The sequence below is a fragment of the Novosphingobium soli genome, from assembly GCF_042432915.1.
GTDB lineage: Bacteria > Pseudomonadota > Alphaproteobacteria > Sphingomonadales > Sphingomonadaceae > Novosphingobium > Novosphingobium soli.
This window is the reverse complement of sequence record NZ_JBHLWK010000018.1, coordinates 101,045-124,264: the sequence shown is the minus strand read 5'-3', so window position 1 is coordinate 124,264 and position 23,220 is coordinate 101,045. Positions and strand designations below refer to the sequence as shown.

20 protein-coding genes and 1 tRNA gene are annotated in these 23,220 nt (G+C 68.3%); 8 read left to right on the top strand and 13 right to left on the bottom strand.

Annotation, left to right across the window (positions count from 1 at the left end; genetic code table 11):
* Positions 1 to 36: 36 nt before the first annotated feature.
* The 6 genes from ACFFJC_RS15310 to ACFFJC_RS15285 all read right to left on the bottom strand — a co-directional run bounded on the left by ACFFJC_RS15310 (position 37) and on the right by ACFFJC_RS15285 (position 6,837).
* The gene (locus ACFFJC_RS15310) at positions 37 to 2,286 is read right to left on the bottom strand and encodes a TonB-dependent receptor (RefSeq protein WP_379488351.1); all 2,250 of its coding nucleotides are present in this window, start codon (positions 2,284 to 2,286) and stop codon (positions 37 to 39) included.
* Positions 2,287 to 2,529: 243 nt separating this feature from the next.
* A complete protein-coding gene (locus tag ACFFJC_RS15305) occupies positions 2,530 to 3,111 on the bottom strand; it encodes a TetR/AcrR family transcriptional regulator (protein WP_379488350.1) in 582 nt (193 codons plus the stop codon).
* An 82-nt stretch (positions 3,112 to 3,193) separates the two neighbouring features.
* The gene (locus tag ACFFJC_RS15300) at positions 3,194 to 3,604 is read right to left on the bottom strand and encodes a hypothetical protein (RefSeq protein WP_379488423.1); all 411 of its coding nucleotides are present in this window, start codon (positions 3,602 to 3,604) and stop codon (positions 3,194 to 3,196) included.
* Positions 3,605 to 3,704: 100 nt separating this feature from the next.
* Positions 3,705 to 5,123 carry a metalloprotease TldD gene (tldD, locus tag ACFFJC_RS15295; RefSeq protein ID WP_379488349.1) on the bottom strand — a complete coding sequence of 473 codons (1,419 nt, stop codon included), beginning with the start codon at positions 5,121 to 5,123 and terminating at the stop codon, positions 3,705 to 3,707.
* 42 nt (positions 5,124 to 5,165) lie between these two features.
* On the bottom strand, positions 5,166 to 5,375 hold the full coding sequence (locus ACFFJC_RS15290; protein WP_379488348.1) for a zinc-finger domain-containing protein: 210 nt from the start codon (positions 5,373 to 5,375) through the stop codon (positions 5,166 to 5,168).
* A gap of 169 nt (positions 5,376 to 5,544) precedes the next feature.
* Positions 5,545 to 6,837 carry a cytochrome P450 gene (locus ACFFJC_RS15285; RefSeq protein WP_379488347.1) on the bottom strand — a complete coding sequence of 431 codons (1,293 nt, stop codon included), beginning with the start codon at positions 6,835 to 6,837 and terminating at the stop codon, positions 5,545 to 5,547.
* 136 nt (positions 6,838 to 6,973) lie between these two features.
* Between ACFFJC_RS15285 and ACFFJC_RS15280 the strand changes: the two genes are divergently transcribed.
* Together ACFFJC_RS15280 and nadB are read left to right on the top strand one after the other, a co-directional pair.
* Positions 6,974 to 7,915 carry an ABC transporter ATP-binding protein gene (locus tag ACFFJC_RS15280; RefSeq protein WP_379488346.1) on the top strand — a complete coding sequence of 314 codons (942 nt, stop codon included), beginning with the start codon at positions 6,974 to 6,976 and terminating at the stop codon, positions 7,913 to 7,915.
* Positions 7,916 to 8,465: 550 nt separating this feature from the next.
* Positions 8,466 to 10,067, top strand: coding sequence for an L-aspartate oxidase (gene nadB / locus ACFFJC_RS15275; RefSeq protein WP_379488345.1), 1,602 nt, complete (start codon positions 8,466 to 8,468; stop codon positions 10,065 to 10,067).
* A gap of 24 nt (positions 10,068 to 10,091) precedes the next feature.
* Here the strand turns inward: nadB and ACFFJC_RS15270 are convergent, their stop codons facing one another.
* Positions 10,092 to 10,334 carry a GlsB/YeaQ/YmgE family stress response membrane protein gene (locus ACFFJC_RS15270; RefSeq protein ID WP_379488344.1) on the bottom strand — a complete coding sequence of 81 codons (243 nt, stop codon included), beginning with the start codon at positions 10,332 to 10,334 and terminating at the stop codon, positions 10,092 to 10,094.
* A 627-nt stretch (positions 10,335 to 10,961) separates the two neighbouring features.
* On the opposite strand from ACFFJC_RS15270, the gene ACFFJC_RS15265 reads away from it, so the two are divergent.
* Positions 10,962 to 13,001 (top strand): ribonucleoside-diphosphate reductase subunit alpha, encoded by a 2,040-nt coding sequence (locus ACFFJC_RS15265; protein ID WP_379488343.1) that lies wholly within the window; start codon positions 10,962 to 10,964, stop codon positions 12,999 to 13,001.
* 149 nt (positions 13,002 to 13,150) lie between these two features.
* Positions 13,151 to 13,414 carry a hypothetical protein gene (locus tag ACFFJC_RS15260; RefSeq protein WP_379488342.1) on the top strand — a complete coding sequence of 88 codons (264 nt, stop codon included), beginning with the start codon at positions 13,151 to 13,153 and terminating at the stop codon, positions 13,412 to 13,414.
* Between the two features lie 72 nt (positions 13,415 to 13,486).
* Here ACFFJC_RS15260 and ACFFJC_RS15255 read toward each other — a convergent pair whose 3' ends face one another.
* Complete coding sequence (locus tag ACFFJC_RS15255) at positions 13,487 to 14,176, bottom strand: hypothetical protein (protein ID WP_379488341.1); 690 nt, start codon at positions 14,174 to 14,176, stop codon at positions 13,487 to 13,489.
* Between the two features lie 506 nt (positions 14,177 to 14,682).
* Between ACFFJC_RS15255 and ACFFJC_RS15250 the strand changes: the two genes are divergently transcribed.
* Positions 14,683 to 15,768 carry a DUF1440 domain-containing protein gene (locus ACFFJC_RS15250; protein WP_379488340.1) on the top strand — a complete coding sequence of 362 codons (1,086 nt, stop codon included), beginning with the start codon at positions 14,683 to 14,685 and terminating at the stop codon, positions 15,766 to 15,768.
* 106 nt (positions 15,769 to 15,874) lie between these two features.
* Here the strand turns inward: ACFFJC_RS15250 and ACFFJC_RS15245 are convergent, their stop codons facing one another.
* The 3 genes from ACFFJC_RS15245 to ACFFJC_RS15235 all read right to left on the bottom strand — a co-directional run bounded on the left by ACFFJC_RS15245 (position 15,875) and on the right by ACFFJC_RS15235 (position 19,128).
* Positions 15,875 to 18,292: a PQQ-dependent dehydrogenase, methanol/ethanol family gene (locus ACFFJC_RS15245; protein ID WP_379488339.1), complete on the bottom strand. Its 2,418-nt coding sequence runs from the start codon at positions 18,290 to 18,292 to the stop codon at positions 15,875 to 15,877.
* 234 nt (positions 18,293 to 18,526) lie between these two features.
* Positions 18,527 to 18,754 (bottom strand): DUF2171 domain-containing protein, encoded by a 228-nt coding sequence (locus ACFFJC_RS15240; protein WP_379488338.1) that lies wholly within the window; start codon positions 18,752 to 18,754, stop codon positions 18,527 to 18,529.
* Positions 18,755 to 18,867: 113 nt separating this feature from the next.
* The gene (locus tag ACFFJC_RS15235; protein WP_379488337.1) at positions 18,868 to 19,128 is read right to left on the bottom strand and encodes a DUF2171 domain-containing protein; all 261 of its coding nucleotides are present in this window, start codon (positions 19,126 to 19,128) and stop codon (positions 18,868 to 18,870) included.
* A 110-nt stretch (positions 19,129 to 19,238) separates the two neighbouring features.
* Between ACFFJC_RS15235 and ACFFJC_RS15230 the strand changes: the two genes are divergently transcribed.
* Positions 19,239 to 19,706, top strand: coding sequence for a cupin domain-containing protein (locus ACFFJC_RS15230; RefSeq protein WP_379488336.1), 468 nt, complete (start codon positions 19,239 to 19,241; stop codon positions 19,704 to 19,706).
* A 48-nt stretch (positions 19,707 to 19,754) separates the two neighbouring features.
* Here ACFFJC_RS15230 and ACFFJC_RS15225 read toward each other — a convergent pair whose 3' ends face one another.
* Positions 19,755 to 20,735, bottom strand: coding sequence for a complex I NDUFA9 subunit family protein (locus ACFFJC_RS15225; RefSeq protein ID WP_379488335.1), 981 nt, complete (start codon positions 20,733 to 20,735; stop codon positions 19,755 to 19,757).
* Between the two features lie 281 nt (positions 20,736 to 21,016).
* Here ACFFJC_RS15225 and ACFFJC_RS15220 point away from each other — a divergent pair.
* Positions 21,017 to 21,103 (top strand) — tRNA-Leu (locus ACFFJC_RS15220).
* Positions 21,104 to 21,425: 322 nt separating this feature from the next.
* Here ACFFJC_RS15220 and ACFFJC_RS15215 read toward each other — a convergent pair.
* The gene (locus tag ACFFJC_RS15215) at positions 21,426 to 21,917 is read right to left on the bottom strand and encodes an RcnB family protein (RefSeq protein ID WP_379488334.1); all 492 of its coding nucleotides are present in this window, start codon (positions 21,915 to 21,917) and stop codon (positions 21,426 to 21,428) included.
* A 272-nt stretch (positions 21,918 to 22,189) separates the two neighbouring features.
* Between ACFFJC_RS15215 and ACFFJC_RS15210 the strand changes: the two genes are divergently transcribed.
* Positions 22,190 to 23,209, top strand: coding sequence for a PhoH family protein (locus ACFFJC_RS15210; protein WP_379488333.1), 1,020 nt, complete (start codon positions 22,190 to 22,192; stop codon positions 23,207 to 23,209).
* The last annotated feature ends 11 nt before the right edge of the window (positions 23,210 to 23,220 follow it).

Sequence of the window (23,220 nt, the reverse complement as noted above, 5' to 3'; positions counted from 1 at the left end):
CAACGTCCATGATGCGAGTGGGGGCGGAGAGCCGCCTCAGTAATCGAACTTGATCGTCACCCCGTAAGTGGCGGGAGCGGCGCGGTTGGTGGTGGCGCCCAGGCCGGTGGAGATCTTTTGCTGGAAGTACTTGGTGCCGGTGATGTTCTTGCCCCACAGTTCCACGCCCCAGTTCTCGTTCAGCCAGTAGGCCACCGAGCCATTGAGAAGCGCGTACTTCTTTTGCCGCAGCAGACCGTCGGATTCGAACGGGAAGCCGCTGTTGTAGTTGCCTAGCAGGTTGAAGCGCAGCTCGCCCGTGTCGCGCACCGGAACGGTCAGACTGGCGCCAAGGCTCGCGGTGAAGTCCGGAGCGCCGGGGGTCTGGAAGCCTGAGGCGTCGCCCAGACAGGTGGCGAAACCGCCTGCGTAGGAGCCGGTGGTGGTACCGGGATCGGCAGTGCCCGGGGCGTCGCAGACCGCCGGGTTGGGATAGATGAACGGCGCCTGGTAGTCCGAGCCGGGCTTGCCGAAATTGCTGAAGCGCGAATCGAGCCAGTTGAAGCCGCCGAAGATGCGCAGGTTGTCGGTGGGGGCGGCATCGAACTCGACGTCGAGGCCGTCCACCTTCACCGAGGCGGCGTTGAGCAGCACGGCGGCGCCCAGCGCGCCGGCGGCGGCGGAGCGGATCTGGTAGTTCGAGATGTCGTAGTGGAATACCGCCGCGTTGAGGCGCAGGCGGCGGTCGAACAGCTCGGACTTCACGCCCGCCTCGTAGGCGTTGATGTACTGCGGCTGGACGGGCGGATTGGTGGGGCTCTGCAGCGAGTAGGTGCCGGCCTTGAACCCGCGGTTGTACGAGGCATAGACGCTGACGTCGTCGTTCAGCTCCTGCCGGATCGCCGCGCGCCAAGTGAACTTGCCGTAGTCGATGCTGTCCTCGGTGGGCGTGAACGCCCCCAGCGCGTCGGCGACGACGACGTACTGCCCGCCGCCCAGCTTGCGCTTGTCCTTGGTATAGCGGATGCCTCCGGTGATCTGCGTGGTGGGGGTCAGCTTGTAGCTGAGCTCGCCGAAGGTGGCGTAGGAATCGGTGTCCAGCGTCGCGTCGATGAAGCTGCCGCCGCGCACGCCGCCGACGCCCAGGCCGCGAAAGCGCGAGGCATTGTCCACTTCCGAGCGGAGGTAGAAGGCGCCGATCTGCCAGCTGAGCGGGTCGGTCTCGGCCGAGGCGAGGCGCAGTTCCTGCTGGTACGCGCGCGAGCCGGATTCGAAGGTGATGCGCAGCCAGGGCACTTGCGTGGCGTCCACGTCGAAGTCCGAATTGTTGCGGCTGTCGCGGATCGAGCTGATGCTGGTCAGGTCCGCGAAGCCCAGATCCGCCTCGATCGTGGCGCTGGCGCCCCAGGACTTGAGCTTGGTAAGCGAGTAGTGGTCCGAGGCGGTGTCCATGCTGCCGATGGAGGTGATCGGGCCGGCCAGCCCGCGCGTGGGATAGTCCTCGTCGACCGACCAGCCGATCGCGGTGTTGTCGTCGTTGTCGTAGTAGTCGCCCGCCAGGGTGACCTTGACCGCGTCGCTTGCGCGCCAGACCAGCTTGGAACGGGCGCCCCAGTACTGCATCTTCTTGATGTCGCGGTTGAGCGTGACGTTGCGGCCCCACCCCTCGCCCTGGTCGTAGCCCGTGAGCGCGAGGTCCATCGACAGGTTCTCCGCCACCGGGCCGCCTAGGTAGAGGCGGCCTTGCACGGTCTGGTAGTTGCCGTAGCCGGCTTCGCCTTGCGCCTCAAAGACCTCGCCCGGCTCCTTGGTGATGATGTGGATCAGGCCGCCGAAGGCGTTGCGGCCGAACAGCGTGCCCTGCGGGCCCTTGAGCACCTCGATCCGGGCAATGTTGTTGAACTGGGTGACGGTGCCCGAGAGATCTGGGATGTAGACGCCGTCGACGTAGAAGGCGTTCGATCCCTCGTCGCCCACCGAAGCGTTGGTCGTGCCGACGCCGCGCACGAAGAACAGTCCGCTGGCGCCCGAGCGCTGGAAGTTCACCGAGGGAACCACCTGGCTCAGACTGTTGGTGTCGTTCACCCCGGCCCGGGACAGCGAATCGGCCGTGACCGCGGCGATGGCGATCGGCACTTCCTGCAGGTTCTCGGCCCGGCGCTGCGCGGTGACGACGATTTCCTCCAGCCCGTGGACCTCGGGCGGGGCGGAGGCGGCATCCTGGGCCGCGGCCGGCATGGCGAGCGCGCCCGTGGATATGGTGGCGGCGCAGGCAAGCAGGCGCAAGCGATCGGTGCGATAGGCCATCGGATTCTCTCCCTCTCCATGACGCCGCGGTATGTTCCGGGTCGTCGCATCACCGGCTGGAAAGGGCCTCGAAGCCTCTCTTCCGGGTACCGGCGTTGGATGTACACATTAGGCGCGACTGTACACCTGTCAAGTCGAGCCACCCTCACTGCCTGCCGCGGATTGTGGCGCAAGATCGGCCGCTTGTCCGCGTGGCGGCCAGCCTCTGTGTGCAACTGCGCGATGATCGCCCGGGCGATCCGGTCAGTCGGGTTCGTAGATCGCCAGCGTCGCCTCGACGAAGGCGCGCACTTGCGCGTGGCCCACGGTCATGGCGACGTTGCCCTCGATGATCATGGTGCGGGCGAGTGCGGAAATCAGCGTCGCCAGCGCCGGCGCGGGCATCGGCGGATCGGCCAGATCGCGGGCGGCGCAGACGCGCTCGATGGCCTCGATCTGCAGCTGGCGGAAGCTCTCGCCGCTGGCCTGCATGGCCTCGCGCAGGGCGGGGTAGATCTTGGCGAGCGCCATGTATTCCATCACCCGCCGCGCCTCGGGCAGGTTGCAGTTGAGCGCCCACAGCGCGTGCAGCGGCCGCGGCCCCGACAAGGCCTCGTCGTGCAGGCGGAAGTAGCTGGCGGAGGACCGCTGGAACACGGTCACCACCAGTTCCTCCATCGAGCGGAAGTAGTAGTGGACGAGTTGCGGCTTGACCTCCGCCCGGGCCGCGATGCGGCGCACCGTGAAGGCGGGATAGCCTTCCTCGTCGAGCAGGGCCGAAGCCGCCTCGATCAGCTTGAGCCGGGTTGCGGCGCTGGTCGAAGTGTATCCACGATTGCCAACCATCGCCAGCAGTCTAGGCCAGCGCGGCAGGAATGCAAACCAGCCGGGATGCCCCGGCCGGTCGTTCCTCGCCGCGCGCCCCGCCTCAGTCGGCGGAGCCGGGCTTGCGGTAGGGCACGAACTCGTTCAGCCCGAGGAAGCCGTTCCACATGTGGCCCGCGTTGCGGTCGTGCAGCTGGACGGTGTCGGATCGGCAGAGCTGCGACGTGTAGAGCTTGGTGACCAGCACGTCGTCGTCGTCCAGCCGGTCGGCATTGTCGGGACGGTTGACGTAGATCGTGCGGCCGACGCGATAGACCAGCGCGGTGCGATCGACCACGGTCAGGTTCTGGGTCTGGATATAGGGGATGCAGTTCACCGGCTCGCCGGGCTCGCGGCCCTCCAGCATCTTGGCGAGCTTCTGCTCCCCGGTCAGCTTGGGCTTGGCATCGGCGGAGGGCACCGCGACCAGCGCGGCGCTGGAGGCAAGGGCGGCGGCGATCGCAAGCATCTTCATGGCCATGGTCTTTTCCTTGTCTGGCTCACCCCACGTTGATCCCGCGTATGCCACGATTCATCTGAACCCGTGCTGACTGCACGCCCGGGTTTCCGCGACTTCAGGCTGTCCCGCCGACCGTCAGCCCCTCGATCAGCAAGGTCGGCTGGCCGACGCCGGCGGGCACGCTCTGGCCGCCCTTGCCGCACACGCCGACCCCGCGATCGAGCTCCAGGTCGTTGCCGATGCCCTTGACCCTGGTCAGCACCGAAGGCCCGTCGCCGATCAGCGTGGCCCCCTTGATCGGTGCGCCCAGCTGGCCGTCCTCGACCATGTAGGCCTCGGTGCAGGAGAACACGAACTTGCCCGAGACGATGTCCACCTGGCCGCCGCCAAAGTTCTTCGCAAAGATGCCCTTCTTCATGCCGGCGAGCAGTTCGGCCGGGTCGTCCCGGCCGGCCTTCATGAAGGTGTTGGTCATGCGCACCTGCGGGGCGTGGGCGTAGTTCTCGCGCCGGCCGTTGCCGGTCGGCTCCACGCCCATCAGGCGCGCGTTGAGGCGATCCTGCATGTAGCCCTTGAGCACGCCATCCTCGATCAGCACCGTCTCGCGCGTGGGGGTGCCCTCGTCGTCGATGGTGAGCGAGCCGCGCCGGCCCGGGATCGAGCCGTCGTCGACAATGGTGACGCCGGGCGCCGCCACCCGCTCGCCGATGCGGCCCGAGAAGGCGGAGGTGCCCTTGCGGTTGAAGTCGCCCTCCAGGCCGTGGCCGATGGCCTCGTGCAGGATCACGCCGGGCCAGCCCGGGGCCAGCAGCACCGGGAACTCGCCCGCCGGCGCGTCGATGCTTTCGAGGTTCACCAGCGCCGTGGCGAGCGCGCTGTCGATCGCCTCGTTCCAGTTCTCCGGCTTGAACAGGTCGTCGTAGAGGAAGCGGCCGCCCAGCCCGAACGAGCCGGTCTCGCGCCGGCCGTTGCTTTCCGCCACGATCGAGACGTTGAGGCGCACCAGCGGGCGCACGTCGGTGGCGACGTAGCCGTCGGGCCGCACGATCTCCACCACCGACCACGAGCCCGAGAGGCTGGCGCTGACCTGCGCCACGCGCGGATCGCGCGCCCGGGCCGCGGCGTCGATCGTCTCGAGCAGGCGTACCTTCTGCGCGAAGGGCACGAGGTCGAGCGGCGAGGCGTCGGTGTAGAGCCGGGCATTGGTCCGCGCCGGCGGCGCGGCGCGCGCGCCGGTGGCGGGGTCGAGCAGCCTCAGCGTCTCGCCGGCGCGGCGGATGGCAGCGGCGGAAATCTCGTTGGCATGGGCAAAGCCGGTCATCTCGCCCGAGACGCCGCGCAGGCCGAAGCCGGCATCGCGCGAATAGTCCGCGGTCTTGAGCCGGCCATCGTCGAAACCGAACGCCTCGCTGGCGACGAACTGCATGAACAGCTCGCCGTCCTCGCACGCCTTCAGCGTCTCGGCGGCGAGCGCCTGCGCCTCCTCGGGCGAGAGCTGGGCGTAGAGCAGCGAGCGCGGGTCGGTCATGGTCATGCCCCCGATATAGGAGGCATCACCCGCGCGCGAAAGGCCGGATCAGGCGGCCTGCTGGCCGGTGGCCTGATCCGCCGGGCCGCCCTTCAGCACGAAACGGCGGTCGCAGTAGCCGCACTCGACATAGCCCTTCTCGTCGATCTCGAGCCACACGCGCGGATGGCCGAGCACGGCGCCGGCGCTGATGTCGGTGGCCCCGTCGCAGAAGACGCGGTGGGATTCGGTGAGAACGGTTTCGGGCGGGTTCGTCATGAGCCGTGCCCCTAGCAGGCCGCACGCACGATTTCCAGCGGGGAGGCGCGGTGGGATTGGATCTGGTGGGAACGGGAGGCGGCGCCCGCCCCGGGGCCTTCGACAAGCTCAGGCCGAGCGGGACTGGCAGAGCGGGTGCGCCCTGAGCGGTCCGGATCACCCGCTTCGCTCATGCTGAGCTTGTCGAAGCATGCAGGGCGGGCGCGAAGTTGACGTGCAGTTCGGCCAGCCCGCGGATGATGAAGCTCGGCTCGTAGGCGATGGTGCGATCACCCGCCGGGCCGTGGTGGGCCTCGTCGAGCGTGATCGCGCTGGTATGCTCGAGGAAGCGGTCTAGGATCACCGCCACCTCGGCGCGGGCGAGCGGCGCGCCGGCGCAGGTGTGGGCCCCGCGCCCGAAGGCGACGTGCTCCTTGATCTTGGGCCGGCCGATGCGGAAGCTGTTGGGATCGTCCCAGCGGCGCGGGTCACGGTTGGCAGCCGAGAGCGAGACGACGACGCGCTTGCCGGCGGGCACCTCCATGTCGCCGATCCGGGTGGTGCGTGCGGCGATGCGGAAGGTGGCCTTGGTCGATCCCTCGATGCGCAGCACTTCCTCCAGGAACGGCCCGATCAGCTTGCGGTCCTCGCGCAGCGACTGCTGCAGGTCCTGGTCCTCGCACAGGCGGCGCAGCGCGTTGCCGATGAGCTTGGCGCTGGTGTCCTGCCCGGCGGCGAAGAGGAACATCGCCGACTTCACCACCTCCATCGCGTCCGGCGTCGAGCCGTCGGGATAGAGAGCCGCCGCCATCTCGGTCATCACGTCATCCTGCGGCTGGGCCCGCCGCTCGGCGATGTAGCGGGCGAAGTAGCCGGCCATGACCATCAGCGGATGAACGCTCTGGCCCTCGGGCGTGTCCATGTTGCCCGGCGGGGGCGCCGAATCGATGAGCTGGCGGAAGGCCTCGCGGTCGTCCGCCGGGACGCCGAGCAGGTCGGCGATCACCATCGTGACGAACGGCGTGGCAACCTTGTTCACCAGCTCGCAGCCGCCGGCGGCCACCACATCGCGCACCATGGCGTCGGCGTAGCTGCGCATGAAGGCCTCGTTCGCCTTGAGGCGCGAGGGGGTGAACAGCGGGTTGAGCAGCGAGCGCGCGGCGGCATGCTTGTCGCCGTCGTAGGAGACCATCAGCTCCATCTCGCCGCTGGGATGCGCTTCGAGCAGCGCGGAGATGTCGTCGCCCTCCACCGCGAAGGGCAGCCGCACCAGCGGGTCGGGGTTCAGCCACGAAGAGAAGTCGCGCTTGTTGAGCAGCACCTCCACCGCCTCCGCGAAGCCGGTCACCACCAGCACGTCGCGGCTCTGCATCTGGTAGACCGGACCGTGGACGCGGATCTGCTCGAAGTAGTCGTAGGGATCGAGGAGGACCGAGTGGTCGGTGAAGTAGTCCTTCTCGACCGCGGGTGCGGCAGTGGCCATGGATGCTCTCCCGTAGTTACGGCCGCTAAGTCCAGCCGATAATGATATATTGTGGATCATATCGGCACGAGCGGGTCCCGTCAACGCGAGGTCTGCGGTCTTTACGCCGGAGCGATCATGGCGCACATGCACGGCCATGAGCACGCCCAGCCCCGCCATCGCCATCCGTGACCTCGTGAAGCGCTACGCCCCGGCCGGGAGCGGGGAGGGCAAGCTGGCGCTGAAGGGCGTCTCGTTCGACGTTCCCGAGGGCGGGATCTTCGGCTTGCTGGGCCCCAACGGCGCGGGCAAGTCCACGCTCATCAACATTCTCGCGGGCATGGTGATGAAGACCTCGGGCACGGCCGAGATCTGGGGCTTCGACATCGACCGCGACAGCCGCAACGCCAAGCGCTCGATCGGCATCGTCCCGCAGGAGATCGTGTTCGATCCCTTCTTCACCCCCTTCGAGGTGCTGGAGATCCAGGCCGGGCTCTACGGCATTGCCAAGACACTGCGCCGCTCGGAGGCATTGCTGCGCGCGGTGCACCTGGCCGACAAGCGCGACGCCTATGCCCGGACCCTGTCGGGCGGCATGAAGCGGCGGCTGCTGATCGCCAAGGCGCTGGTCCATCAGCCGCCGGTGTTGGTGCTGGACGAGCCGACCGCCGGCGTCGACGTGGAGCTGCGGCGCCAGCTGTGGGAGCTCGTCACCGAGCTCAACCGCGAAGGCGCGACCATCGTGCTGACCACGCACTACCTCGAGGAGGCCGAGGAGCTGTGCGACCGCATTGCCATCATCAACCACGGCGAGTTGATCGCCAACAAGCCGACGCGCGAACTGGTCGGCATGGCGCGCGAGAAGATCATCGTCCTGACGCTCGACCGCGATGTCACCGAACTGCCCAGCCATCCCGGGTTCGTGAAGTGCGAGAGCCGGGGCGAGCGCGTGCTCGAGATCACCTACGACAAGGATCGCAGCAACGCCGGGGAGATCATGTCGGCGCTGCAGGCGCAGGGCTTCGCCATCGTCGATGTCACGACCCGCGAGGCCGACCTGGAGGATGTCTTCGTGACGCTGACCACCCAGGCGGGGTGAGCGCCCAGGCGGGGTGAGCGCCCAGGCGGCGCAGCACGTCATTTACCAAGCAATGCAGTTGCCATCTGCAATGGTGCGAGGCGAGCCATGAGCAGCCTCGAAGTCTTCTCGCGCAGGCCGCCCCTATTGGGGAACGCGATAGCTACCTCGCGGACTAAGTAACTTCACCTACTTGGCAGCACCGACCCCCTGCTCGAACTTCCAGACGCTCTTTTTCTTGCGACGAATTGGCTTTCCGCAATGACGGCAATTTCCGACGTAGCCGAAACCGTCCCATTTCACTTCCCGTCGGACAGGTTCATGCCTATTGGCGAAGCATAACGGGATTGAGATCGCCACGGAATCAACCTTTCGTTGGAATGCGGCAGTCGGGTAAACCAATCTTTGCTGATATCAAGGATATAAACTCGTCAAGTTACGACTCTTGTCATCCTTTTAACTGTAATAGGCGGATTTCTGCGGCACTGCAACATCGTCCGCGGCGTACCACGCAAACAGGCGCACCACGCAAACAGTTGCGGTGGTTCGGCCGGCAGGGCTAGGAGGCGTCATGCAGACGCCCACCCACTCGCCGCGTGTCTTCGATGCGCTCGTCATCGGTTCCGGCGCGGCGGGACTGACCGCGGCCCTCGCTCTGGCGGAGAAGCTCCAGGTCGCGGTTCTCGCCAAGGGCAGCCTCACCGGCGGCTCGACCGCCTGGGCGCAGGGGGGCATCGCCGCGGTGCTCGATGCCGGGGACACCTTCGAGGAGCACGTGCGCGACACCATGGTGGCCGGGGCCGGGCTCAACCGGCGCGAGACCGTCGAGTTCGTGATCGAACGCGCGCCCCATGCCATCGAGCGGCTGATGGGGCTGGGCGTGCCGTTCAACATGGACGGCAGCATGCCCCATCTGACGCGCGAGGGCGGGCACTCGCACCGGCGCATCGTCCACGTCAACGACGCCACCGGCTGGGCCGTGCAGCAGGCGCTGCTGCAGGCGGCCGAGGCCCATCCCAACATCACACTGCTGCCCGGCCGCTCCTGCATCGACCTCATCACCGGACGGCACGAGCAGCGCTACTCGGGCTCGGGGCGGGTCTGGGGCGTCTATGCGCTGGACGAGGAGAGCGGGCACGTGGAGGCGTTCACCGCGCGCGCCACGGTGCTGGCGACCGGCGGGGCGGGCCGCGTCTACCAGTTCAGCACGGCGCCCCGCGGTGCCACCGGTGACGGCATCGCCATGGCCTGGCGCGCCGGCGCCCGCGTCTCCAACATGGAGATGATGCAGTTCCACCCCACCTGCCTCTACAACCTGGAGGTCAAGAACTTCCTCATCACCGAGGCGGTTCGCGGCGAAGGCGGGCACCTCATCAACCCGCGCACCGGCAAGCGCTTCATGACCTTCTACGATCCCGAGCGGCTGGAACTGGCGCCTCGCGACATCGTGGCAAGGGCGATCGACTCCGAGATCAAGCGCTTCGGCCTCGACTGCGTCCACCTCGACATCAGCCACCAGCCGGCCGAGTTCGTGCGCGCGCATTTCCCGAACATCCACGAGAAGCTGCTCGGCCTCGGCATCGACATGACGCGCGAGCCGATCCCGGTCGTGCCCGCGCAGCACTACACCTGCGGCGGCGTGCTCATCGACCTCGACGGGCGCACCGACTTGCCGGGGCTCTACGCCGCCGGGGAATGCACCGAGAGCGGCCTGCATGGCGCCAACCGGCTGGCCTCCAACTCGCTGCTCGAATGCTTCGTCTTCGGCGAGGCCGCCGCGGCCGACATCCTTGCGCGGTGGGACAGCTTCGAGGCGCCGCCGCCGGTCCGACCCTGGGACGAGAGCCGCGTCACCGATTCGGACGAGGAAGTCGTCATCAAGCAGAACTGGACCGAGATCCGGCGCTTCATGTGGAACTACGTCGGCATCGTGCGCACCACCAAGCGGCTGGAGCGGGCCATGCACCGCATCCAGATGCTCAACGGCGAGATCGAGGAATACTATCGCCACTTCCGCGTCTCGACCGACCTGATCGAGCTGCGCAACCTGCTGCAGAGCGCGGAGCTGATCGTGCAGTCGGCGCTCAAGCGGCACGAAAGCCGCGGGCTGCACTACACGCTAGACTATCCCGGCACCGACGCCGCCCCGCTGGACACCGTCCTGGTCCCCTAGCCGGGGCTCCGGCGCCCCGCCTGCTCAGCCGATGCCGAGCACCCGGCCGAGGAAGATCAGCACGATGGCGCCGATCACCGAGGCGAGGCAGCCGGCGCGGCTGAAATCGCGGCTGCCCCGGCTGGTGACGAGCCCCGCCACCAGCGAGCCGCCGATGCCGAGCAGGATCGTGGCGATCCAGTTCATATGCACCGCGCCCGGATAGAAGAACCGGGCGAGGACGCCGATGATGAGGCCGCTGATGATGGCGCCGATGATGTTGAGCATGACTGGCGAAACTCCCCTTGCGCGCGAAGGCGCGTCGCAACCGAGCGCTATAAGACGCGAACAGCGCCGCGGTTGCATGCGGTTAGCACGGCTGACCGGTCGTATCGATGACGGTTCGTCCGCGGGGACATGCGAGCGCGGTTGACGACGGCAGCATGACACCGTTCGTCGCACGAGCGATTCGCCTCGCCGGTGATTCATGTGGAAAAATTTAGCGCCTCAAGGCCGGGTCCGGGGTCTTGCCATGCTGAAAGGCAACGGAAACTCCACGCGTCGCGGGGGGCGTCCGGTGCCCCGCGGGTCCGCCTTGGACCGACATGGATTGCGCCGCCCCTCTTGAACCTGGCGGCGGAAAGGGCACAATAGGTTGTGTCGCGCCGGTCGTCTGGCCTCAACACCTAGGGATGCCATGCAGGGGTGCGGACCCTGGTTGCAGGGCAGGATGCCCGGGGTTGGAACGGGCTTGTCGCAAGGGCGCGCCGACGGTCTGGCAGGGAATACCCGTTTTCGTTTCCGTGGCGGTGGGATGGACGATCGGTCCGTTCTGTCCGCCTGCCGGTCCGCGACAGCAGCGTGGGACGCCCCGGTGGCGTTCCGATGACAGATTCGAAGACACAGGGGCATCCATTGGATTTCAGGAACGGAAGCGAGAGTCAGGTGTCTGATCCCGATGCGGGCTACGAAGGTTCGGCGCAGGTCGACATGGAGGCGCTGCTCGCTGCCCACGGCAGCGTGCGCGGCCCCGCCCCCGCCGCAGCGAAGGCGACGGGCGAAGGCCCGGCAGGTGCCCTGGAGACCGGAACGCCCGCCGCGGCCGCGGCTGGGGCGCCCGCCGCGAAGAAGCAGAGCGATTCGCGCACCATCCACGATCGCCGCTTCGCGATCGCCCTCGATCCCGCGCGCGATGCCCTGCTGACCGATTTCGGCAAGGAGACGCTGGACGACCGCTACCTCCTCCCTGGCGAGAAGTACCAGGATCTCTTCGCCCGCGTGGCCGACGCCTATGCGGACGACCAGGAGCACGCCCAGCGCCTCTACGACTACATCTCGCGCCTGTGGTTCATGCCCGCCACGCCGGTGCTGTCGAACGGCGGCACCGGGCGCGGCCTGCCGATCTCGTGCTACCTCAACTCGGTGGAGGACAGCCTCGAGGGCATCGTCGCCACCTGGAACGAGAACGTCTGGCTCGCCTCGCGCGGGGGCGGCATCGGCACCTACTGGGGCAACGTGCGCGGCATCGGCGAGCCGGTCGGCCTGAACGGCAAGACCAGCGGCATCATCCCCTTCGTGCGCGTGATGGATTCGCTGACGCTGGCGATCTCGCAGGGCTCGCTGCGCCGCGGCTCGGCCGCCTGCTACCTCGACGTCTCGCACCCCGAGATCGAGGAGTTCCTGGAGATCCGCAAGACCTCCGGCGACTTCAACCGCAAGGCGCTGAACCTGCACCACGGCGTGCTCTTGACCGACGAGTTCATGGAAGCCGTGCGCGACGGCACCGACTTCGCCCTGCGCAGCCCCAAGGACGGCTCGGTGCGCGGCAAGGTCCACGCCCGCTCGCTGTTCCAGAAGCTGGTCGAAGTGCGCCTCGCCACCGGTGAACCCTACCTGGTGTTCTCCGACACCGTGAACCGCATGATGCCCAAGCATCACCGCGACCTCGGCCTCAAGGTCTCCACCTCGAACCTGTGCTCCGAGATCACGCTGCCCACCGGCCGCGACCACCTCGGCAACGACCGCACGGCGGTGTGCTGCCTCTCCTCGCTCAACCTGGAGACCTGGGAGGAGTGGAAGGGCGACAAGCGCTTCATCGAGGACGTGCTGCGCTTCCTCGACAACGTGCTGCAGGACTACATCGACCGCGCGCCCGACGAGATGGCCCGCGCCCGCTACTCGGCGGAGCGCGAGCGGTCGGTCGGCATGGGCGTGATGGGCTATCACTCCTACCTGCAGAAGAAGGGCATCGCCTTCGAGAGCGCGATGGCCAAGGCGCTCAACCTGCAGATGTTCCAGCACATCAACGCCCGCGCCAACGAAGCCTCGATGCTGCTCGCCAAGGAGCGCGGGCCGTGCCTCGACGCGGCCGACCAGGGCGTGATGGAGCGCTTCAGCTGCAAGATGGCGATCGCGCCCACCGCGTCGATCTCGATCATCTGCGGCGGCACCTCCGCGTGCATCGAGCCGATCCCGGCGAACATCTACACCCACAAGACGCTCTCGGGCTCGTTCGTGGTGAAGAACCCGTACCTGCAGAAGCTGCTGGCGGCGAAGTCGAAGGATTCCACGAACGTGTGGAACTCCATCCTCGAGCAGGGCGGCTCGGTCCAGCATCTCGACTTCCTCTCGCCCGAGGAGAAGGCCGTCTACAAGACCAGCTTCGAGATCGACCAGCGCTGGCTGCTCGAGTTCGCGGCCGATCGCACTCCCTACATCGACCAGGCGCAGTCGCTGAACCTGTTCATCCCGGCCGACGTCGACAAGTGGGACCTGATGATGCTGCACTTCCAGGCCTGGGAGAAGGGCATCAAGTCGCTCTACTACCTGCGCTCCAAGTCGGTGCAGCGCGCCGGCTTCGCCGGCGGCGTGGAAGCGGACAACACCAGCGAGCTGCCCAAGTTCGAACTGGCGGCGAGCACCACCGACTACGACGAGTGCCTGGCCTGCCAGTAAAGGGGCCTGCCAGTAAGGGGGCCTGCCAGTAAGGGGGCCTGCCAGTAAGGCGGACTCCCGAGTTCACCGAGTGCGGCCTTCCGGGCAACCGGAAGGCCGCTTTCGTTTTCGGATGAACGCCGCCGGCCTTCGTGCGATAGGTCCGTGCGATGCGCCTTCTCCTGCTCCTTTCCGCGGCCGCGCTCGGCCTCCCCTCGACTGCGTACGCGCAGGAGCCCGACGCCCTGGAGCGCGGGTTCGCGGGCGCGCTGAAGGCGTGCGAGCGCTGGGTCCTGCACCCCGACAGCTGGGCCCAGGGCCCCGAGGCATTCGTGCGCGAACTCGGGCTCGGCCCGATGATGGGACCGGTCGCGCAGGTGGATGAGACGGCTCTGCCGCCGCCGCCCTTCCAGCAGGGTAACCTGCTTGTGTGATTGCGGTCCCCGCCACAAGCGTAAATGTGCCTGACGGCATCCCTTGCAGCGGACATAGCGCTGGAATGTCGTTCAGTTTGCCCCGCGATCTGCTGACTTGCGCAAAGTGAGCTCTGTGACGCAGCCACTCTGGTCGACATTGCCCCCTGCGCTCGACCGCGCACGGCGTAAATCGGTTGTCGGGCTGGCCACCCCATCCATTGGAAGCTGAATGACTGTTTCCGCACGCCAGTGATTGCGCCGTGCAAAGCTAACGACGTCATCCATCTTGAGTACGCAGAGGTGGCTTTGGTTCGGGCGCAGTCTCGACAGCAAAGTCAGGCGAAAGGTCATCTCACCGCGTATGCGGGGGTTTGATAGTGTTGGCCGGGTACCCGCCCGGAAACGTGGCCGACGCGATGCGTCGAGGGGAAAGAATTGTTCACTGAACGCAATTTGAGCCTCCCATTGCCCGTCCCGACCCTTCAGCTGCACGATATAATCTGCTGAGCGCGAATGATCGTATAACGTTGCGAGTTGCGTCAGCGAAAATACGCGCTCAACCGCATCGATACCTAACTCGGCCTCAGGCAATGCAAACATCGACAGCAAGCGTCGGGCAAGTTGCCCCTCATCGTAATCACACGACAAGATCGATACTGGCCGAAGCTTTGTGTCTAATCGCTCATCACTGATTTTGACGCACTTTTTTGGAGAAGGGCCTTCTATCGCTGCGCTGCCGACGAGCAGATGAGCAATGGTTGCGATGGCGCCAGCTACCATGACCGTAGCCTAACATCTCCACGGTTGGCCGCAAGCAGGACGGGGCAGCCTTTTGACCGCGCTGGGCTCACAGGCGAGCGCGTCCGAAACCAGGTAACGACCTGATCTCATGAGCGCAGTTGAGCCTTTCCGAGATTCGAGCTTGTGTTCGAGGTCGGCGCTGGGCCGCCTCACCATGGGTCGTTCGATGCCTGATCGAGGGCTGCTATCTACCTTGGACGGGCTCTGGCGGCACTCCGGTTGAAGCGCAGTCGCCTCGACCTCGTTCTCTCGTGCTGCCCCCGCGTTGCGGCGGAGCTGGTACGGGTGGCGCGGAGATCAGGCTGTCATGCGACTGCTTCCTCACGCGTCCACCGGAACTCGGTGCCGTCGGCCAGGACTGACCGACTGCGACCCGGCGCATAAACGGCGCGCTTGGGTAGTTCCTGAGCCGCGCACCGGGAACCCGGGACCGGCTTCGTTCGTCAGGTGAGGCGAATCCCTTCCGCCCACCTGAGGATCCTGCCATGCCCGAGCCCGAGCCCCTTGCTGCCGGTCGTCCCCTTGCCGAGCCCGCCCGTACCGTCGACGTCGCGGTCGACCTGAGCCAGGGCGCCGCGGCCGGCGCGCTGGCGGGTTTCGCCGCCTCTGCGGTGATGAACGGCTTCCAGACGCTCGTCACGCCGCTGTTCCAGCCGACCGGCGCGGGCGGCCCGCCGGCCACGGAAGTGGCGGCGCAGCGCGTTTCGGTACTGGCCAGCGGCGCCCGGCTCGGTGACGGCGACCGCCAGGCGGGCGGGACGGCGGTGCATTACGTGGTCGGCACGCTCACGGGCTCGCTCTACGGGGCGCTGGCCGAGGTGCGGCCCGGCGTCACGCGGTGGCAGGGCTTCGCGCTCGGTCTCACCGCGGCGACGCTGGTGGACCAGCTCGCGGTTCCGCTCACCGGCCTGGCGCGGCCGCCCTGGCGCTATACGCTGCGCACGCATCTCTACGGCTACGCCTCGCACCTCGTCTTCGGCTTTGTGACCGAGCAGGTGCGCAAGGTCCTGCGCGAGCGGCTCGCCCGGAAGGAGAGCGCGCCGGCCGAGGCGGTCACGCTCGAGGACGTCTCGGTGCCGCTGCTGCTTGGCCTCGCCAATGGGCAGCGCACCTTCACGCCGCCGGCGGCCGTGACGATCGCCGCCGCCGGCAGCGGCCTCGGGCTGGAGGGAACGCCGCTTGCCCTGCTGAACTCGAAGTGGACCGGCGCGCTGCTGGGCGCTGCGGCCCTGGGCGAGTACATGATGGACAAGCAGCCGGGCATCCCGGCCCGCATCGCGCCGGCCGGCCTGGCCGCGCGCGCGGTGGGCGGGGCGCTGTCGGGCGCCGCGGCCGCCCGGCCGGGACGGGCCTGGCTGGCCGCCGGCGTCGGCGCCGCCGGGGCGCTCGCGGGCGGCTACATCAGCTACCGCGTGCGCATGACGCTCGCCCGGGCGCTGGGCCGCGACCGCCCGGTCGCCTTCGCCGAAGACGCGCTGTCGCTGCTCGGCTCGGCCGCCGTGGCAGGCTACGCCGCGCTGCGCCAGAGCCAGCGCCAGGAGCGGGAGGCGGCAGCCAGGCAGGCCGCCTGAGCGCGGCGCCGGCCCCGGCGGCCGGCGCGTTGCTCAGGCGAGTCAGGCCGAGAGGTCAGGCCAAGAGGTCGGGCCCGGAGGTCGGGCCCAGAGGTCGGGCCAAGTGTCAGGGACGCACGCCCGTGACCGGGAAGGTGCCGAAGGGCCCGTTGGCATTGTCCCCCACCAGCTGCCCGTCGCGCACCGTCACGTCGTACTTGATGGTGATCGGCATGGGCATGGAAGCCTTGCCCTCGAACTTCGCCCGGCCGTCCTTGACGGCGCCGGCGACGTCGACCTTGCCTTGCTCCGCGGTGACGATGCCGGTGACGACGGAGCCGACCACCTTGAGGTCCATCACCGCCTTCTGCGGGCCCACCGGCGACTGGATGGTGATGTTCCAGCGCCCCGCGAAGTCCTGCGGCTTGGCGTTGCTGACCCTGGCCGCCTTGGCCTTCTCCAGCAGCGCCTTCTGCTCGCCCGGCGCGGCCTGCGCGCGCGAGCGCAAGTAGAAGCGCAAGGTCTCCAGGTCCTCGTCGGTGAACTGCGGGAATGGCGGCATGCCGTTGAGCTTGAGCCCGCCTTCCTTGACGATCGTGCGGAAGGTCGCCGCATCGGTGATCGTGGGCGAGTAGCGCAGGTCCGGCGCCGCGCCGCCGCCCACCGCGTTCCAGCCGTGGCACACGATGCACGAACGCGTGCCGAACAGCATGGCGCCGGCCTGCGCGCGGGCGAGGTCCGGCTGGAAGCCGGGGTCTTCCGGCGGCACCAGCGCCGGCAGCGTAAAGGGCGGGATGGTGTCCTTGCCGTCGAGCGCGAAGGTCAGCACCCGACGGGGGAGCCGGTAGTCGGTGCGGTATGCGGCGTTTCCGAGCGACTGCATCCCTGCGCCCTGCCCGCCGCTGCCGGTGATGACGGTCACGTACTGGCGGCCGTTGACGCGGTAGGTGATCGGCGCGCCGACAATCGGGCTCTCGGTCTTGAACGACCACAGTTCCTTGCCCGTGCGCGCGTCGCGGGCGACGAACTTGCCGTCGATCTGCCCCTGCCACACGAGCCCGCCGCCCGATGCCATCACGCCGCCCGGCCATGATCCGGGCAGGTCGACGCGCCAGGCCTCGCTCTGGGTCACCGGGTTCCACGCCTTGAGGTAGCTGCGGTGCCCGCCCGGCAGCTCGACTTCCGGGATCAGCGTCACCCCCATGCCCGCGGCGATCTCGCCGCCACCGCCGCCGCCCTTCGGAGCGTCCCCGATGAGCGCGCCCATGTCCATCACCGGAACGTAGACCAGCCCCGTCTGCGGACTGTAGGCCTGCGGCATCCACGAGTGGGCGCCCGTCGGCCCGGGCCACATTTCGAACATGCCGGGCTTTCCGTTGTACCGGATGCCGGGGTTCTCCACCGGCCGCCCGGTCTTGCGGTCGATCCGCTCGGCCCAGCTCACCTTGGCGATCTTCTCGGCCGAGATGAACTGGCCGTTGCTCCGGTCGATGACGTAGAAGAAGCCGTTCTTCGGCGCCTGCATCAGCACCTTGCGCTCCTTGCCGTCGATCTCCAGCGTGGCCAGCGTCATGTCGGCGGTGGCGGTGCAGTCCCACTGCTCGGCCGGGCAGAGCTGGTAGTGCCACTTGTATGCGCCGGTATCGACATCGACCGCGACGATCGAGGACAGGAACAGGTTGTCGCCCCCGTCCGGGCTGCGCAGCTGCTGGTTGTAGGGGAAGCCGTTGCCCACGCCCAGGTAGACCAGGTGCAGCTCGGCGTCGTAGCTGAACGCGTTCCAGGCGGTGCCGCCGCCGCCGCGCCGGCTGCCGTCCGGCTTCTTCCAGCCGCCCGGCCAGGTCTTGCGCATGACCTCCTCGGCCTTGCGGTTCACCGGCTCCACCTCGTCGCCCGGGGTGGTGTAGAAGCGCCAGGCGCGCTGGCCGGTGCGCGCGTCGTAGGCGGTGACGAAGCCCCGCGCCGGGCTGATGTCGGCCCCGCCGAAGCCGACGATCACCTTGCCGCCGAACACCCGCGGCGGGCCGTTGGAGTTGCGCGGCGAGGCGTCGGGGTAGTCGTAGGTCTTCCAGGCCTCCTTGCCCGTCTTCGCGTCGAGCGAGACGACGTAGCCGTCGGTGGTGACGAGGAAGACGTGCCCCGCGTCATAGGCGATGCCCTTGCTGCCCCACGACATCTGCAGCGCCGAGGTGGCGCGCTCGCGCGTGCCGCCATCGTACTCCCACAGCAGCTTTCCCGTCACCGCGTCCAGCGCGCGAATATGCGAGTGCCCGGTGGTGAAGAAGACCTTGCCCTCGGCCATCAGCGGCGTCGAGGGGCTGTACCCGGGCTCGAGGTCGAAGTGCCAGGCGAGCTTGAGCACGTCGACGTTGCCGGCGTCGATCTCGTCCAGCGGCGAATAGTGCGTCTCGGTGCCGGTGCGGCCCCAGCTCGGCCACTCGTCGGGATTGGCGACGGTCTGCTCGTCGATCGGCTGGGCAGGACGATTGCACGCGGATAGCGACAACGACAGCGGCGCCATCACCAGCGCCAGGTGCAACGCCATCTTCCTCAATTTCGCGAGCACGCACTTCTCCCGAGCTGCCTGGTCTGGCCGTCTCGACTAACAGGCGCGTTTCGGAATGGGAAGAGATGCTGGCCATGGTGTATCACAACCACGGAGGCATCGCGGCAGGGATGCCGCAAGGCGCATGCGAAAAGCCCCGGCCTCCCCGCAAAAGGGGGCCGGGGCTCGCGGGAGCAGGTCCGCGCAGGCGCCTGCTCCGCTAACAGGGAAAGGTCAGTTCGCGCCGACGCCCATCGGAATCGGGGTGCCCTGCTTCAGGTACACGCGGTTGTCGTCGATCTTCTCGACATTCTCGAGCGCCACGTAGTGGTGCGCGCCGTCGGAACTGTCGGTGCGGGTGAGCTGGATCTGGTCGTCCTTCACATGATCGACGGTGCCGACGTGCTGGCCGGTGCTGGTGGTCACTTCCATGTGCTCGCGGATGCGCAGCTTCTCGAACATTGTGCTTCTCCAAAAATCCGGGGGGATACGTCCTGAAGAACGGCTCTCTTAGGGCTGGCGTTCCGTCGCTCGTCCCGCCCGTGCCACGGCTCGTGGACGCCGCGCGCGGTGCTTCAGGGCTCGGCGCCGAGGCCGAACGTCGCGTCGCCCCGGAACGAGAGCAGCACGGCCTCGCCGGTCACCCCGTCGACCTGCGAGACCGCGATGAAGCCGCCCGATGGGCCTTCGAGCAGAATCTCCTCGCCCTCCACCCGGTCCACCGTGCCCAGGCACACGCCGGCCGGGTCGAGGACCTTCATGCCGCGGCGGATCGTGCCGGAGGCGGTCGCCCAGGCGTTTTCGTCGTCTGTCGATTGCATCGGGGGGCGGGTCACGGGATACTCCTCTCCTGGAGCGGCGCACACGCCGCCCTCGCACGAGACAATGCGCCGCCGGGGCACGCGGTTCCTGTGCGGCGCCGCGCGCACAAAGGGGGAGGAAGGGGATGGCTCAAGCACAGTACCGCCGGGTGGTGGCGGGCCTCGGGCAGGACGGGCGCAGCTGCGTGGTGTCCGACGATGCCGTAGACGCGCTCGCGCTGGGGAACATCGCCATCGCCCAGGTCTGGTCGGGCGCCTGCGAGGCTCGGGTCGACAGCGCCGCGCCGCTCGCCGCCTCCACGGGGCCGTTCCGCTTCGAGCAGCTGGCCGAGCCGCGCTACGCATTCATGGTCGCCGACTACGCCCCCGGCCTCGGCCGCGAGGATCCGGGGCTGCACTTCACCGATACCACGGACCACTTCCACGTCGTGGCCGGGGAGGTCGTGCTGGTCCTCGAGGCGGACGAGGTGGTGCTGCGCGCCGGCGATTCGGGCGTCTGCCGCGGCGTCGTCCACGGCTGGCGCAACGATGCCCACGCGCCGGCGCGGGTCGTCACCTTCGTGCTGCCCGCCAGCCCGGCGGTTCCCTCCTGACGCTGCGACCGCGCCGCGCCGGAGCGATCGGGCAATCAGGCGGCGCCGTCAGGCGGCGTGCTTGGTTCCGAAGCGGCCGTGCTTGCGGAAACGGACCATCCAGCGATCGAGGAAGAGCCCCAGGGGGCGCGGCGTGACCCCCAGTTCCGCGAACCCCGGAAGGGTTCCGGTGGCGACGCTCCCGGCCTTCAGCAGCTTGAACTGGTCGCTGCTGATCGGCGCCCCGGGCAGCCAGCCGGTGGCACTGGCGATCAGTCCGGAAACCGAGTCGGGCAGTTCGGCGAAGCTGCGCGAGCGGCACTGCGCCTCGGCGATGCGCCGGTTGAGTTCGAGCATGGTGATGACCTCGGGCCCGGCCAGCTCGTAAGTCTTGCCGCCGTGCGCGGCGGGATCGGTGAGCGCCTTGCCGATCGCGTCCGCCACGTCGTCGACGAACACGGGCTGCAGCTTCGCCTGCGGCGCGAACACCGGCAGCGCCGGCAGCCGCGCGACGAGTTCGGCGAACATCGTGATGAAGCGGTCGTCCGGCCCGAACATCAGCGCCGGTCGCACGATCGTGGCCTCGGGGAAGGCGGCGCGGACCGCCTCCTCGCCCACGGCCTTGGAGCGCGCGTACGCGACCTCGGAGCCAGCGTCGGCGCCGATCGCGGAGACGTGCACGAAGGCGGCGACACCGGCGCTCCGGGCCGCGGCGGCGATCGCCCCGGCGCCCTTGCCCTGCAGCGCGTCGAGGTTGCCGGCAAAGGCGCCGACGAGGTTCACCACGGCGTCGGACCCTGCCAGGACGCGCGCGAGCGCATCGGGGCGCGTCACGTCGACCGAGACGAACTGGACTTGGCCCAGGTTGCCGAGCGGCCGGATCGAGAACGCCTTGCGCGGCTGGCGGCTGGCGATGCGCACCCGGGCGCCGCGCCCCAGCAGCTCCTGCGCAAGATGGCGCCCGACGAAGCCGCTGCCGCCAAGCACGGTGACGATCTTGCCGTAGAGGGAATCGATGGGAGGGTGGCTCGCGGCCGGGCTGGGGCTCATGGTCAGGTTCTGTCCTCAAGTCGCCGCGCGGAAGGACCGTTCCGCGCTGCAGCACATGCGCCCTGCCCCTGCCACAAGCCCGAGGCAGGGGCAAGCCGGCCCGTAGCCCCTGGCCCGTAGCCCTCGCCCGTGGCCCTCGCCTCGCCTCGCCAGCGGCCGCCGCCTGGGGTTCGACGGCCTCTCCGTCAAATTGTTGCAAAGCCCCTGTTGACAAGCCCCTGACGGCTGCGTAGAGGCGCCCTCCTACCCAGCGGGGCGGCACTTCGGCGCCTCGCATGTGTGCCCAGATGGCGGAATTGGTAGACGCACCGTCTTCAGGTGGCGGCGCTCGTAAGGGCGTGGAGGTTCGAGTCCTCTTCTGGGCACCATCTACTCTCAAAGCATTGAGAACGCGCGGGGATCGTCGGAAGGACGGTCCCCGAGCGCGTCTGCTCCCAGCGCTGCTATACCATCAACTTGTGGCGCTCTGCCTCCGGGGTACGCAGTGCCATTCCCGTCGCCGGATCGCATGGTGCGCGCCCGTTCATGGGGCATGCCGAGACATGACTCTCGTCGCTAACGGACGCTTGGAGATGGCCGGGCCCGAGGGGGCCGACGAAGCGCCGCGCGACTGGCTGGCGGCGGCTTGCCGGCATGGAGAGCCGGCGCGCAGCGGGGGACTGCGCGCCGGCTTTCCGAGGGGCCGTGGTCTTACCAGAAGAAGCCGTTGTACACCGTCACCACCCGGCCGTTGCGGGCATTCACCATGACCACGTCGTTGCCGTAGCGGACCCAGCGATGGCCGGCGCGGGGCGCGGGAAGGCGGTAGCGGCTATAGTCCCGCACCCAGTAGCGGTCGCCATAGTAGGCGGGCTGGAAGCGGTGGCCTGCCGTCACCGGCCGATAGGCGTAGCCGCGCGGACCGACATAGGCGGGGCGACGATAGACGTCTCGGTGGCTGCGGCGGTAGTCGCGCCAGTCGTCGTTGAGCTCACGGCGAGAGTCGGCCAGGTCGCGGCGCGCGTCGCGCACGTCGCCGCGATTGCCGTGGCGCTGCGCATCGCGCAGGTCGCGCTGGTCCCGGCGCACGTCGCGTGCGCTTTCGCGCACTTCGCGGGCACTCTGCGCCGAGGCAGCGATCGGAACCGCCAGCGTCGGCAGGGCGACACTCGCGGCGATCGCGACGGTGAGGAACTTGCGCATCGACATTTCTCCTTTTCTTCGGGGGCCGTCTTTCCCGGCCTCTGTATGAAACTGCACACCGCCTCCTGAACGACCCGGGAATGCAGCGTGCAGCGAAGGGACATAAGTGTCGCGCGCCCGCGACAGTTTCCGCCCCCTCCCCATTCCCACGCCGAGCCGCGGGTTTATCCCCGGTGAAACGAGCGGAATCTTGCGCCCATGCCCTTGTGTGGTGCGCCGCCCGGAGCCATCTTCAAGGCAGGACGAGATTCCTTCTCGCATGAAAGGAGCGCATGGCCCGCAAAGCAGCCCGTGCCGTTGATCCGGCGCAGTTCCGCCCCGAGGCCCATCGTCGGGCGCGCGTCGAGATCGAGTTCGACGAGCCCGTGCTGCTCGGGGCCCTGTTCGGGCAGTTCGACGCCAATCTGGTCCAGGTCGAGAACCGCCTCGGCGTCTACATCGCGGCGCGCGGGAACAAGATCCAGATCGAGGGGCCGGACGATTCCGTGGCCCGCGCCCGCGACACGCTCAAGGGCATGTACCACCGGCTCGAGATGGGCCAGGACCTGGATGCGGGGGCCATCGAGTCGCTGATCGCCATGAGCTCGGAGCCCACGCTCGAAGGCATCATCAGCGGCGATGCCGGCGCCCCGCCGATCATGATCCGCACGCGCCGCAAGACCATCGTGCCGCGCTCGGCCACGCAGATCGAGTACATGCAGGCGCTGGCCAGGTCCGACGTGATCTTCGCGCTCGGCCCGGCCGGCACCGGCAAGACCTACGTCGCGGTGGCGCAGGCGGTCAGCCAGCTGATGACCGGATCGGTCCAGCGCCTGATCCTCTCGCGTCCGGCCGTCGAGGCGGGCGAGAAGCTGGGCTTCCTGCCGGGCGACATGAAGGACAAGGTCGATCCCTACCTGCGCCCGCTCTACGACGCGCTGTACGACTGCATGCCGCCCGAACAGGTGGAGCGCCGCCTCGCCAACGGTGAGATCGAGATTGCGCCGATCGCCTTCATGCGCGGCCGCACGCTGGCCGATGCCTTCGTCATCCTCGACGAGGCGCAGAACACCACGCGCGAGCAGATGAAGATGTTCCTGACCCGCTTCGGCCAGAACAGCCGCATGGTCATCTGCGGCGACCCGCGGCAGATCGACATCCCGGGCGGCGAGCGCATGAGCGGCCTGGCCGACGCCGTCGGCCGGCTGGAGGGCGTGGAGGGCATCGCGGTCACCCGCTTCACCGCGGCGGACGTGGTGCGCCACCCGATCGTGGGTCGGATCGTCGAGGCCTACGAAGGCAAGGCGGAGTAGGCGAGCCTTAA